We start from the raw sequence: 13,899 nt of genomic DNA, 5'->3' as shown, positions 1-13,899 counted from the left end.
CATAAAATATGCCCCCTAAACACCTTAATGTATGGGGAGCATATAACAAAATTTTATTCTTCATCCATTTTTAATACGGCTAAGAAAGCGTCTTGAGGTATTTCAACATTACCTACTGCTTTCATTTTCGCTTTTCCTGCTTTTTGTTTTTCTAATAATTTACGTTTACGACTAATGTCGCCACCATAACATTTAGATAGCACGTTTTTACCCATTGACTTAATATTTGTACGCGCCACAATTTTATGTCCAATTGCAGCTTGAACAGGCACTTCAAATTGTTGACGTGGAATAAGCGTTTTTAATTTTTCAACTAAAACTTTACCTCGTGCATATGCAAAATCACGGTGAACGATAAAACTTAAAGCATCAACTTTATCTCCGTTTAAAAGGATATCCATTTTAACAAGGTTGCTTTCTTTATTTTCGATAAACTCATAATCAAATGACGCGTATCCTTTAGTATTTGATTTGAGTTGATCGAAGAAATCAAATACGACTTCAGATAGTGGAAGTTCGTATACAATATTTACACGTATATCATCTAAATAATCCATGTTGATAAATTGACCACGTTTACGTTGACATAATTCCATAACTGCACCTACGTAATCGTTTGGTACCATCATTGTTGCTCTTACATAAGGTTCATATATTTTATCAATTTGATCTCTCTCTGGCATTTGAGCTGGGTTGTCGACTTGTAGCTGATCACCATTTCTCAATACCACAGTGTAAATAACTGAAGGCGCTGTCGCAATCAATTCAATTCCAAATTCTCGTTCAATTCGTTCTTGAATAATTTCCATGTGTAACATACCTAAAAATCCAGTTCGATAACCGAAACCGAGTGCCTTTGATGATTCGGGCTCAAATTCAAGAGAAGCATCATTAAGTTGTAATTTTTCTAATGCTTCACGTAAATCATTATAATCTTTATTATCAATTGGGAATAAGCCACAATAAACCATCGGATTCATTTTCTTATACCCTTTTAATGGTGTCTCAGCAGGGTTTTCCGCATGTGTGATAGTATCCCCAACTCGAGAATCGTCTACATTTTTAATGCTTGCAATAATATAACCTACATCGCCTACTGTTAATTCGTCTACAGGCAATTCTTTTGGTGTATTAATTCCGACTTCAGTCACTTCGAATGTTTTTCCTGTCGCCATCATCTGAATGCGGTCGCCTGCTTTAACGACACCGTCAACGACTCTAATAGATGAAATAACCCCTCTATATGGATCATACTCTGAGTCGAAGATTAAAGCTTTTAAAGGTGCACTAGGGTCACCATCTGGTGGTGGTACCATTTCAACAATTTTTTCTAAGATTTCATCTATACCTATGTTTGATTTTGCACTTGCTAATACTGCATCGTCTTTATCTAAACCGATGACGTCTTCTACTTCTTGTTTGACGCGTTCAGGTTCTGCGGCAGGTAAATCTATTTTATTAATAACAGGAATAAGCTCTAAGTCATTATCCAATGCTAAATATACATTCGCTAATGTTTGTGCCTCTATTCCTTGAGCAGCGTCAACGACTAAAATCGCACCTTCACACGCAGCAAGAGAGCGAGAGACTTCATAAGTAAAGTCGACGTGACCTGGTGTATCAATAAGATGGAAAGTATAAGTTTCACCATCATTGGCTTCATATTTTAAGCGAACTGCATTTAATTTAATTGTGATCCCACGTTCGCGTTCTAAATCCATTGAATCTAATAGCTGTGCTTGCATTTCGCGAGATTCTACTGTTTTCGTATTTTCCAGTATACGATCTGCTAAAGTGGATTTTCCGTGATCTATATGTGCTATGATCGAAAAATTCCTGATATATTTACGTCTATTTAAACGTTCTTGATTATCCATATCATCATACTCACTTTCATAAAATTACCCGTCAATTAACGATTACATCTTTGCTATAATAACGTTTTTAAGTTATAAATGCAACTGAGTCTAGAGGTGTTTAATGTTAATATTTCTATTATAACCTATTTTCTTAAACAATCCTGAATAGGCCTTATATTTCGTGAGTTTTTATTGAATTATCAAAAAATACAGCTACACTTGAATTAATCGTTGCACATTGATTTGAGTTTTGATAGAATGAATCTTGTTGTAATCAAATTATTTTGATACCAAGATGATTATAGGAGGTGTCTTTCATGCCCAATATTAAATCTGCAATTAAACGTGTGAGAACAACTCATACAGCTGAAAGCAAAAACATTTCTCAAAAGAATGATATGCGTTCTGCAGTCAAAAATGCTAAAAAAGCTATTGAGACAAATGCCGATAATAAACAAGAATTAGTAAGCAATGCAATTAAACGTATTGATAAAGCTGCTCAAAAGAATTTAATTCATTCTAACAAAGCTGATAGAATGAAATCTAAATTGATGTCAGCAAAATAATTCAATATTTGTTTGAAAGTTATAGATTATGAGTGTGGGACATTCGTTCCCTCTAGCATTAATCATTAAAAGTTTTTATTAAGCATTAATGTGGTTATTTATTGCTAATTTCATTAATTTAATAACTTTCATAGGTTGAGACTTACCAATGTCTCAACCTTATTTTTTTGCAACAAAATCTTAGTCATTTAATCAACCATTAGAAAAATATTAACGGTTGATTAAATAAACACTTAAAATGTAATGTGGTTCGCCATAAAAAGTTGAATGAAGAAAACGCACCGTAGCACATAACTATTTGAGAGTGTCGCGGAACTAATCGCCATACGCTACAAGCTAAGTATAAATAATTCTAAAATTAAAACTTTATCCATATAGGAAGACTTAAGTTTATAATCTGTTTCAGTGCATCGATCAATAATCGATAATAATGATTCTAATTGATATCTTTTAACTTGGTTGAGTGCTAATTTAACTCGATAAGGGTGTGCACCAACAGTTTTAGCAATTTGTTGCCCAGAATATCCTTTTTGACTCAAAATTTTGGTTTGATAATACAATCGATAATTACTAGTGATAAGTGCTAATAATTTAATAGGTTCTTCTTTAAGCTGAATTAAATCTTTAATGAGTTGAATTGCCTTATCCTTTTGACCTTTTTGAATATATTCGGTTAATAGAAAAACATTTTGCTCAAGACTTCTATTAACAATCATTTGTATATCGTCTTTATTTATGACGGGGCGCTCTCCTACAAATAATAGCAACTTATCAAGCTCTTGTTTTATAACACGATATTGTACGCCTGTTAATGATAATAAGTGCTCTAATGCATCTTGTTTAATTTCCTTATAAGATGTATTTAGATACGTTTTAATCCAATTCAACATTTCTTGTTCTGACATTTGTTCAATTTTTTTAATTGATGCATGCTTTTTTAAAGTTTTTACAAGCTTCTTTCTCTCATCTAATTTCGCTGATTGGACTTGAAATATCAGTAAAGCTTCCCCATCGTATTTTTCTATAAATGCTTGTAACGCATCTGTATGAGCAATGTAATCTTTAGGTGGTTTTTCTCCTGTAAAAACGAAACTATTTTGAACAACAATCACTTTTTTATTTGAAAATAGCGGAAGTGTCAAAGCTTCTTCGATAATTGTATGAATATTGACCTCATATAAATTATACTTTACATAATTAAAATCATCCTTAGGTTCATTATCAAGATAATGATCGATGAGTTGATATGTTTCGCGGTCTATTAACTCAGGGACTTCCCCATGAATGACGTGAATGTTTGACATACATATACTTCCTCTCTTATTTCTCAATCGTATTTATACATTATATCATGAAAAGTAAAGGTGATTCCTATTTATGAAGCTTTCTCAGTATGAATTTGATACGATGTCTTACCTTTATCATTAAATTCGATATTTATATGATGATTATCAGCGGTGTTATATACTTTTGCATGAATGGCCCTTAGCTTTTGAATAGTAGTTGGATGTGGCAAATGATAGACATTATTTCTACCTGCTGATATCAGTGCGATTTGAGGTCGTATTTCATTGATAAAGGATGTTGATGAACTCGTTTGACTTCCATGATGTCCTACCTTTAAGATTTGAATTTTCGGTAAGCGATAATTAGCGAGTAGCTTCAGTTCATTTTTTTCTGTAGCATCCCCCATTAGTAAGATATGGGTTTGATCAATCGATGCTAAAGTAATGATTGAATGTTCATTTGGGTCAGCACTGTTTTCAATATTTGTATCCAATAGAGTAAATTTAAATGCGCCTAAATCGATAAAAGAAATGTCTTTATAGGACAGTAATTTTGTATGTTGGCTTCTCGCAATATTTTGAATCCATTGCAACTTTTCTTGGTTAAAATGAGAAGGATTAATAATAATATTTTTGATTTTGATATACTTTGAAATATGCGCAAGTTCGCCTAAATGGTCATTATGATCATGAGTGATAATTAAATAATCAACATGATGAATACCCCTCTTTTTAAATAACGGATAAGTTGATTTTTCCGTGATGTTGTAGTTTTGTTTTTTCATGCTCCCATGTTCAGCTAAACCGCCAGTATCAATTAGGAGTGTTTTACCATTTTTATTTTGGAAGAATATGGCATCGCCTTGTCCAACATCTAAAATCGTCATTTGGTTAGGATAATTTGGATGTAAGTGAGTCGCTATAAATAGGAAAGAAACAGCAGTCAAAAAGAACAAGAGATATTTTTCATTAGAAAGGAAGTAAAGAAGAATAAAAGTAACGATTGTAATCATTAAAAACCCAACTTCTCCAAAATCTGCAATGGGAAAATGATACTGCGTAAGCGGTTGTAAACCTTTTAAAATGAAATTTTGTATCGTGAAAATAATCATCGACAAAGGCTTAAAAAGGAATAACAAAGAGGGATATATTAATGCACATAGACCTACAATGAATGAGAAAGGGATGATGACAAAACTATATAGTGGAATAAAGATAATATTGCTGATAATCCCCTGCCATTGTATTTCATTAAATTGGAGATAGTTGATTGGCAAAACCGCAACAATTGAAATCACAGATGCTAAAATAAGCGAATAGACGAACTGATACTTATTTAAAAGATCTTTCATCAAAATAAGAACACTACTAATGAGAAACGAATAGATAAAACCTAGATGATGGTGATATTGAATATTCAAAAACGACATGAAAATATACACACATGCTAATGCTTGTATCGACGTGAAATGAAAGTATTTTGAAAGTATTAAAATTAACATTGTCATTAATACAGCTCTTTGTGCACTGGGGCTTGCATTAACAAATATAAGGAATAAGGGTAGAAAGAGAAGTAATAGAGATTCAATCACATAAATGGGAATGGGTAACCGCTTAGTGAACATATAAAAAAGCGCAATTAATATACTCACATGTGTCCCACTAATCGCATATAAATGTGATATACCCAAGTCTCTCGCTCGTGCCTTGATTTCACTAGACATATCATCTGTGGAGCCTGTAGCAATTGCTAATATTTCACCTTGGCCTATAAAATGATGCGCTCTAATGCGTTCAATCAAACTATTACGTGCATACACGATATAGTCTTTAAATTTGGGTTGCATGCTTATACATCTATTAAAATCAATTTTTTTAACAAAAAGAACTTCCAATTGTGAAAGGTGTTGAGGATCACGATATATTCCCTTCACCGGACAAGCATGGTTCAGAAAGAAATTAGCATTTGGAACGTTGATTTTAGTTTTAAAAGGCGCTTTTAAAACTAACTGTTTATTAAAGTCTGATATATTTGCCGTAAGTAATCCTTCCTTGATTAAAGGAAGAGAAGAAAAATGAATCAATACGTTCTTTTTCTCATTTGGTTGTTGAGTATAGGAAGGTTGAATATGTTCTAAAGGCGCATGTTGCTTTTTTTCAATTCCATACCCTATCGATACGATTAAAAAACTGATCACCATCAATAATTTGTTTTTTCTTTTCCTATACATAGTAATTAATATAATGAAAAATAGAAAAAGCGCAGCCATTAAATGATGATAAGCGATTTGACCAATAATATAGCATAATAAGAGATAGGTCATTTTGTATTAAGAAGATAATTAGCAATAGTTTGAGCATTAAAGTCGATCTTTTCAAAATTAATTCCAGATTGCTTTAATAACTGGATTGCATAGGGATGATTATGGTAATCTTCGGCATAATAAACGGTTTTGATTCCGGCTTGAATTATAGATTTTGTGCAATTTAAGCATGGAAAATGCGTCACGTAAATTGTAGCCCCCTCTGTTGAGACACCTTGCTTGGCGCATTGCAATATTGCATTCATTTCTGCATGAATCGTTCTAATACAATGACCATCTTCTAACAAACAACCTTCATAAATACAGTGGACTTCTCCTGAAACTGAGCCATTATAGCCTCCAGCAATAATCCGATTGTCTTTAATAATAGTTGCACCGACTGATAATCGAGTACAAGTTGATCTCAATGCAAGTAAATGTGATTGTGCCATGAAATAGTCATGCCATTGAATACGTTTCAATTTAAGCCACTCCTCGAAGTTATTTCAAATGATTCTTTATTAAATTATAACTTTTTCTATAGTATTTCACTAGTTAGATTCTACAATCAGACTGAAAAGTAAGATTTGATTCTCTGGTTTTACCTCAATAATCACCCGTTATAACACATCTGAATGAGATTTCAGCATATAGATAGGTTTTACATATGAATTCACCAAAAATGATAAAGTATAAAAACGGTTTCTATACGGTTCGATCTCATACACTTTATGAGAGATTATTTAGGTTTGGATTGTTCAACGGTAGACGCTACACCACCGTCAGCACCTTTATGTGCATCTTGTATTTTCATACAAGCACAGACTATATCTTTTCCGTTGGCATTATCCAATACGGCGAAACCACTTCCACACGCTTGTGTGTACTTCCCTCAAGAGGAATAGTCGTTGAACCTTCCTATTTCTAGGCTTGGCTGCTAGTTGCCCATTGTAAAAACACTTAGGTTTTAACCTTATGTCATCCTGCTTATTTTTTCTGCAGTTTCGCAACCTTCACGCTTGAGTTTGATTATCTCTACGTTGTGGTCAAGCAGGCTTTAGGGTTTTCAAGCAATTCAATTTCTTTGTTGGACAGTCGTACTGTCACGATGTGCAGATTTCTCTACACACTGAATAAAAGAGGCGCTTTGACTTGAAACATCTTAAATGTCAAAAGCTGGGGTCTTTTCATTATTCAAACGTTTTATCACCGATACCTTTAATTTCTTTCAATTCATCAACAGCATTAAAGCCATTGTGTTCTTCTCTATATTTAATGATTGTTTGGGCTTTCGAAGGTCCAATTCCAGGAATTTGGGTCAAGTCTTTTTCTTCTGCTGTATTTAAATTAATGACTTGATTTGAATCTGAAGTCTCATGCTCTTTACCTAATGATTCAGCATGTGCCCCAACTTGTTGTTTATCGTTAACAGTTGGAATATAAATCATCTTTTGATCACGTAACTTTTCGGCTAAATTAACCGTTGATAAATCTGCGTTCTTAAGTGGCTCAGCTTTATCCAATAAATCCTTTATACGCGCGTTAGGTTTCATTTCGTATGTTCCCGCATGCTTTATTGCACCTTTTATATCGACTATGACGGTTGAAGGCATCGTCTGTTCATTTGGCTTGGATTGCTTATCTTTCCCAACACTTGACTCTATCAAATCACTTTGATGTGGCAGAGATATAACATCTTTTGATTCTTTGCTGTCAAATCCCGTAAAAAAGAATATAGAACAAAGAATAATGATTAATGAAGAAATACATAGACATAAGTGAATCTTATAGTGCTTAAGCAAATCAAAAACATGTTGTGTAGATCGCATAAAAAAACCTCCTTGCGTTTATTTACACGCAAAGAGGGATGGTTTTACTTCTATTTTTTTGCTATAAAAAAGAGTCGATCACTCTCACTATTTTTATTACTATAATCGAAATCATAAAATGTTTCAATATCTTTAAAACCAACTGCTTTAAGCATTTCTATATACTGGGCTTTTTCTAACGTCCGTTGAAACTGTGATTCATCTCTTCTTAAATATTGACCGTCTTCTGTTCGGATGAAAAATGTTAAATCATGCCAAACACTATGAGGTAATTCGCCAGTTTCGGTTTGCCATACGAGCGTTAAGTCTTCACGATCATCTAAATAAACTTGTTGGTTGAACTGTGTATCCATTTTATAAATACTGTGCACATCAAAGATAAAACTTCCTTGTTGTTTGAGATGATGGAAGACATGATTAAAAGTTGCCATTACATCCGCTTCTTCTACAACGTAATTTAAACTGTCACAAAGAATCGTCACTAAATCAAATTGGCGATTTAAGTTAAATGCTGTCATATCCCCTTGTATCCAGTTTACATGTTCAGATTTTTGCTGTGCACGTGCTATCATCTCAGGACTTAAATCCATTCCTACTACCTCGGTCGCTAGTTGTGGTAAAAACTGTGTTAAATTACCAGTCCCGCAACCAATATCTAAGATGGAATGAGCTTGAGCGGCATGAAGCGTATCCTTTATAATGGCAAGCCATTTATCATAAGGCTGATCATCAGTTAATCGATCATAAAATACACTTAAATTCTCATATTGCATTATGAACTCATAACCTCTTTATATCCCATCATTTCTACATCTTGATAAAGTTTTTCTAAATTGTAATAACTGCGTTCATCTTTATGGAAAACATGAACAACAACATCTGCTAAATCAATTAAAATCCATCGGCCTTCATTGAAACCTTCTATACGTTTCACTGTAACGCCTTGTTCTTCCGCTTGTTCTTTAACAGCTCTTGCGATAGCTTGAACTTGTCTTTCATTGTTTCCATGACAAACAACAAAGTAATCTACAATATCAGAAATGCCATGCATATTAAGTGAGATAATATCTTCGCCTTTTTTATCGTCTGCAGCTTTAACAGCTAACATGAGTAAGTCTTTTACGTTCATTGAATCATCCTTTAATTAGAGTCGTTTAAATTGTAATAATTAAGACAATCAATAGTTGATTGAAAAACATTAACATCTTTGTTCACAAGAAACAATACTGTACGTTTGGATATTTCATATATTGTTCTATCTAAGCCTACACCATTATAGACCATATCGCGTATTTCATCTACACCGGGTGTTTTACGTCCAGGTTCGATATAGTCAGCGATAAACACTAGTTTTTCAGTTTTCGTCATTTTTTTACGACCTGTTGTATGATTATAGATTGCTAATAAAATTTCTTTATCGTTTAGACCATATTGATGTTTCATCAATGCCGCACAAACAGGACCGTGTAAAATCTCAGAACCATAACCTAAAAGCTCGTGATCTAACTGATAGCGCGTCACTTGTTGATATAAAAAGCTGAGGTCGTCATATTTACAAAAATCATGTAAAATACCTGCTAATTCCGCTTTTTCTTTATCCCCTTCATAAATATCTGCTAACTTAACAGCTGTTTCTGCAACACGCATTGAATGTTCGAATCTTTTTTTAGGTAACTTTTGCTTAACCAATTCAATTGCAAACGCTTGATCCATATAACCCCTCCTTAAAAATATACTGTTCGACATTTAACGGTACCCACATATGAATCGTTTTGTCTTGCTTACAACGTTCACGAATTTCAGTTGAGCTGATTTCGATATTAGGAATATCAATCGGTTGGATAGATTCTGATTGTGATTGGATTGGATAGCCTCTATTAACAACAATAAAAGTAACGATTTTCTTTAATTCCCCAATTTTATACCACTTGTCTAATTGTTCATATTGGTCAGTGCCAATTACAAAATAGAGTTGCGCGTCTGGCGCTTCATTTTTAATTGCGACTAATGTATCGTAAGTGTAACTTTTTCCTTTACGATGTATTTCGTCTAAACGAAGTGTGCCAAATCCCAGATTTTGAATGACAAGTTCGACCATTTTTAAACGATGTTTGACATCGATTAAACCGGTCGGTGTCTTTAAAGGCGACATGTAACTCGGTATAAAATAAAACGCATCCGGTCTAATCTGGTCATTCACCTCGCTCGCAACCATCTCGTGACCACTGTGAATTGGATTAAACTGTCCTCCATAAATAACGATTTTTTTCATATTAAGGGAGTTCAATCGTTTTATTTTCTTTAGATTCCTTATAAAGAACAATCATAGATCCAATCAGTTGAACCAATTCACTTTGAGTTTCATTTGCTATTGTTTCTGCAAGTGTGGCCTTATCTTCTAAATTATTTTGTAAAATATGAATTTTAATTAATTCTCGTTTTTCAAGAATATCTTTAATTTGAACAATCATATTTTCATTTATACCTGATTTTCCAATTTGAAATGTAGGGTCAACATGATGTGCTTGACTCCTTAAATATCTCTTTTGTTTTCCTGTTAACGCCATAATAGCCTCCTTATTAATTCGTGTCATTTAATTTCTTTAGTACAGCTTGTCTCATTTCTGAAATGTTACTTTCTAGGCCCGTCCAAATCTTAAAACTTTCTGCGCCTTGAAAAACAAACATATCCAAACCATTGTATATCCTATACCCTTTTTGAGCAGCTTGCTTTAAAAATGAAGTTTGTAAAGGGTTATAAATGATGTCACATACAAGTACACTAGGCTTTAATTTTTGAAAAGTAATGATACTATCAGTAGATTGATGCATGCCTACTGGCGTTGTATTAATAATAATATCAAATGTCTCCAATAGAGGATGAACCTCATTCAAAGTATACTTAAGCACATCAAATTTCCAACTGTCAAAGCGTGCCATTGTCCTATTGGCAACCGTAATTGGAAGTTTGCATACTTTTTTTAATGCATACGCGATTCCCTTACTCGCCCCACCTGCACCTAAGATAAGGATTTGTGCGTCACTTAAATCTCCATATTTTGATTGCAATCCTTTAACAAAGCCGAGGCCATCAGTATTGTGCCCAATCCACTGATTATTGATAATTTGAACAGTATTCACTGCACCAATTGCTTGCGCCTCTTCAGTAAGTGAATCTAAAAAAGGGATGATACGCTCTTTATGAGGAATAGTGACATTAAAACCATCTAAATCTCTTTCGGAAATGATATCTTTAATATGGTGAAAATCCTGTTCTGGAATATTAAGCGCTTCATATTGATCGTTTAAATTTAAACTTTTAAAATTTGTCTGATGCATGATGGGTGATAAAGAATGGTCGATTGGATGCCCGATAACTGCAAATTTCATACATGCTCACTCCTTACATAATGGAAGGTCTTAATGTCACTTCAACATTTTTAGGAACCGTCACATCTAACTCTGCACCAGCGTCAACGGTAACGAAGCCTAAACCAGAAATCATGATGTCTTTTTTCTCATTTCCTGTATTCAAATGAATCGTATTGAGTTGTTCAAAATCAAAGTCTTGAGGTTGGGACGGTGGTGTTAATAGTGAACCAAGTTGAGTTTTCCATAATTGATCAGCTTTTTCTAGCTTAGTTCTGTGGATGTGAAGCTCGTTAGAAAAATAACAAACTAGAGGTCGTTTTCCTCCTTTTAAATAATCGACACGAGCCAACCCTCCAATAAACAAGCTTTGTAATTCATTGAGTTGATAAACGCGCTGTTTAATTTCTTTTTTAGGCATAATGATATTGAGCTCTTTTGTTGTTACAAAATGTGTCATTTGATGTGCCTGTATAATACCTGGTGTATCATACATGTCACTTTGATCATCAATTGGGATATCTATCATATCAAGTGTTGTACCTGGTACTTTAGATGTTGTGACAACATCTTTTTCTCCTACGCTTTGTTCTATTAAGCGATTAATCAATGTCGATTTCCCGACATTTGTTGTGCCAACAATATACACATCTTGCCCGTCACGATGCTTTTCAATCGTTTGGAGAAGTTCATCAATACCGAACCCTTTATGTGCAGAAATGAGACATACATCTTCAGGATATAAGCCATAATTTTTAGCAGATTTTCGTAACCACTCCGTTACACGACGCTTATTAATTTGTTTTGGTAATAAATCAACTTTATTCGCTGCTAAAATAATTTTTTTATTTCCTACAATTCTTTTAATTGCATTAATAAACGAACCTTCAAAATCAAACACATCTACTAAATTAACTACAATTCCAGGTTTGTTCGATAGGCTATTCAATAATTCAAGAAAATCATCACTATCCATACCGACATCTTGAACCTCATTGTAGTTCTTTAAGCGGAAACAACGTCGACAAATGACGTCTTCTTTTCCCATGCTTGCTTTTGGGACGTAACCAGGTTTTTGAGGGTCAGTCGATTGTAGGACTGCACCACAACCGATACACTTTAAAGTTTCAGTCAATTAAGATTCCTCCCATTTAATATAACCTTTTCGCTTGAAATGATTTAATAAGCGTCTCTCTAATAGCCGGTTAAACTTAGTGATAAATCCATCTGAATTTTTAACTGGGACAACCATAATTGTATATAAACCACTGCGATTTCCACCAAATACATCTGTTAACATTTGATCTCCAATGACTACGACCGTATCTTTCTCTAACCCCATTTGATGTGTTGCACGTCTTAGAGATTTTCCACGTGGTTTTTTAGCTTTAAAAATATAATCTACATTTAAGTTTTGGCAAAAAGATTTCACTCTTTTTTCATTATTATTAGAAACAATCGTTACTTTCATGTTTCTATCTTCAAGGCCTTTAAACCATTCCTGAACTTTAGGTGTGGGATCTGCTTCATCCCAACCTACTAATGTATTATCTAAATCTGTAATGACACCTTTAATATTTAGTGCGTGTAATTCGTCAAAGTCGATTTCATGAATTGATTTGACATATTGGTTAGGCAAAAATAATCGCTTGATAATACCCATTATAATCCTCCATTTTAAAATACTTCATTCGTAGTATTATAACACAATATCTTCTTAAAAGCGCTTTGTTTATAATTCTTTGACTAATTCACTAACCATTTTGCTTGAAGACTGTGAGGCTACTTTTAAAAATGCTTCAAAAGTCATTCCTGCTTCTTCATCTGCTAAATCAGATATTGCACGTGTAATGATAAATGGCGTATTAAATTGGAAACACGTTTGAGCGATGGCTGCAGCTTCCATTTCAGCTGCTAAAGCATGTGGGAATGAAGCTAAAATTGTTTGACGTTGCGCGTTGGTACCAATAAAGCTATCTCCCGATACAATAAGGCCTTCTTTACCATTTTGGCTTAAAGATTTTAAAACTTTATCTACTTTTTCAAATAATTCTTGATCCGCTTTGTACGTTGCTGGCATGCCAGGTATTTGCCCTATTTCATAACCAAAAGCGCGTGCATCAGCATCATGATATGCCACCTCCGAACTAATGACAACATCCCCTAATGACAAGCCAGGTTGAAGTGCACCTGCTGATCCAGTATTTATAATATACGCTGGTTTAAATTCGTTGATTAATAATGCCGTTGAGATAGCAACATTGACTTTACCAATTCCGCTTTGTGTTAAAATAATCTCTTTGTCATTTAAAAAGCCTTTATAGAAAACAGTGTGTGCGATTTTGATCTCTTCTAACCCCACCATCTGAGATTTTAAAATTTCTATTTCTTCTTCCATAGCACCAATAATGCCAATCATAATATTTCCTCCTGTTACACATGTTGAATTATTACTATTTAATCGATAAAAGGTATAATTTTAATTATAAAAGTTTAAGTTGCTTATAAATTTAGGATGTCGCATAGTTTACACAATTCTCATCATTGTATCTAGTAAAGTGCCATTAATTCAAAACAAGAAATACACATCTATAAAATACAACACCCTAACTATCCTCACACATCCGATACCTTACCTTTGCTATTTTATCACACTTAGACCTACAACTTCATAATAAAAAATGGGA

Annotated in this window: 14 protein-coding genes and 1 pseudogene; 1 reads left to right on the top strand and 14 read right to left on the bottom strand. The window is 33.7% G+C overall.

Translation table 11 applies throughout. The features are described from left to right. Window positions 1-53 precede the first annotated feature (53 nt). Window positions 54-1,877 (bottom strand): translation elongation factor 4, encoded by a 1,824-nt coding sequence (gene lepA / locus KM149_RS06000; RefSeq protein WP_050330776.1) that lies wholly within the window; start codon window positions 1,875-1,877, stop codon window positions 54-56. 299 nt (window positions 1,878-2,176) lie between these two features. On the opposite strand from lepA, the gene rpsT reads away from it, so the two are divergent. Continuing rightward, window positions 2,177-2,425, top strand: a complete 249-nt coding sequence (gene rpsT / locus KM149_RS05995; protein WP_016425221.1) for a 30S ribosomal protein S20 — start codon at window positions 2,177-2,179, stop codon at window positions 2,423-2,425. A 329-nt stretch (window positions 2,426-2,754) separates the two neighbouring features. Here the strand turns inward: rpsT and holA are convergent, their stop codons facing one another. From holA to KM149_RS05930, 13 genes and pseudogenes are all read right to left on the bottom strand, one after another. After that, complete coding sequence (gene holA / locus KM149_RS05990) at window positions 2,755-3,729, bottom strand: DNA polymerase III subunit delta (RefSeq protein ID WP_182280273.1); 975 nt, start codon at window positions 3,727-3,729, stop codon at window positions 2,755-2,757. 71 nt (window positions 3,730-3,800) lie between these two features. After that, the gene (locus tag KM149_RS05985) at window positions 3,801-5,912 is read right to left on the bottom strand and encodes a DNA internalization-related competence protein ComEC/Rec2 (RefSeq protein ID WP_241415586.1); all 2,112 of its coding nucleotides are present in this window, start codon (window positions 5,910-5,912) and stop codon (window positions 3,801-3,803) included. A 119-nt stretch (window positions 5,913-6,031) separates the two neighbouring features. Further along, window positions 6,032-6,496: a ComE operon protein 2 gene (locus KM149_RS05980; protein WP_241415183.1), complete on the bottom strand. Its 465-nt coding sequence runs from the start codon at window positions 6,494-6,496 to the stop codon at window positions 6,032-6,034. 708 nt (window positions 6,497-7,204) lie between these two features. After that, window positions 7,205-7,843: a helix-hairpin-helix domain-containing protein gene (locus KM149_RS05975; RefSeq protein WP_214969940.1), complete on the bottom strand. Its 639-nt coding sequence runs from the start codon at window positions 7,841-7,843 to the stop codon at window positions 7,205-7,207. Window positions 7,844-7,893: 50 nt separating this feature from the next. Then, window positions 7,894-8,619 carry a class I SAM-dependent DNA methyltransferase gene (locus KM149_RS05970; protein ID WP_241415585.1) on the bottom strand — a complete coding sequence of 242 codons (726 nt, stop codon included), beginning with the start codon at window positions 8,617-8,619 and terminating at the stop codon, window positions 7,894-7,896. Then, on the bottom strand, window positions 8,616-8,972 hold the full coding sequence (gene rsfS / locus KM149_RS05965) for a ribosome silencing factor (RefSeq protein WP_016425228.1): 357 nt from the start codon (window positions 8,970-8,972) through the stop codon (window positions 8,616-8,618). The genes KM149_RS05970 and rsfS overlap by 4 nt, the downstream gene beginning before the upstream one ends. 3 nt (window positions 8,973-8,975) lie before the next feature. Continuing rightward, a pseudogene (yqeK, locus tag KM149_RS05960) lies at window positions 8,976-9,556 on the bottom strand (bis(5'-nucleosyl)-tetraphosphatase (symmetrical) YqeK); the annotation flags it as partial. Next, window positions 9,534-10,115: a nicotinate (nicotinamide) nucleotide adenylyltransferase gene (gene nadD / locus KM149_RS05955; protein WP_060829827.1), complete on the bottom strand. Its 582-nt coding sequence runs from the start codon at window positions 10,113-10,115 to the stop codon at window positions 9,534-9,536. The gene nadD and the pseudogene yqeK, both read right to left, overlap by 23 nt. Window position 10,116: 1 nt before the next feature. Further along, window positions 10,117-10,410: a ribosome assembly RNA-binding protein YhbY gene (yhbY, locus tag KM149_RS05950; protein ID WP_050330768.1), complete on the bottom strand. Its 294-nt coding sequence runs from the start codon at window positions 10,408-10,410 to the stop codon at window positions 10,117-10,119. Between the two features lie 13 nt (window positions 10,411-10,423). Continuing rightward, a complete protein-coding gene (aroE, locus tag KM149_RS05945; RefSeq protein WP_214969946.1) occupies window positions 10,424-11,233 on the bottom strand; it encodes a shikimate dehydrogenase in 810 nt (269 codons plus the stop codon). A gap of 13 nt (window positions 11,234-11,246) precedes the next feature. Next, a complete protein-coding gene (gene yqeH / locus KM149_RS05940; RefSeq protein WP_050330766.1) occupies window positions 11,247-12,347 on the bottom strand; it encodes a ribosome biogenesis GTPase YqeH in 1,101 nt (366 codons plus the stop codon). After that, a complete protein-coding gene (locus KM149_RS05935) occupies window positions 12,348-12,875 on the bottom strand; it encodes a YqeG family HAD IIIA-type phosphatase (RefSeq protein ID WP_165545531.1) in 528 nt (175 codons plus the stop codon). Window positions 12,876-12,944: 69 nt separating this feature from the next. Beyond that, on the bottom strand, window positions 12,945-13,631 hold the full coding sequence (locus tag KM149_RS05930) for a 5'-methylthioadenosine/adenosylhomocysteine nucleosidase (protein WP_214969949.1): 687 nt from the start codon (window positions 13,629-13,631) through the stop codon (window positions 12,945-12,947). Window positions 13,632-13,899: the final 268 nt, after the last annotated feature.

The sequence above is a fragment of the Staphylococcus coagulans genome (assembly GCF_022557135.1).
In the GTDB taxonomy this organism is placed as follows: domain Bacteria; phylum Bacillota; class Bacilli; order Staphylococcales; family Staphylococcaceae; genus Staphylococcus; species Staphylococcus coagulans.
Note: the sequence above shows the minus strand (reverse complement) of the source record. Positions and strands in the feature narration are given on the sequence as shown.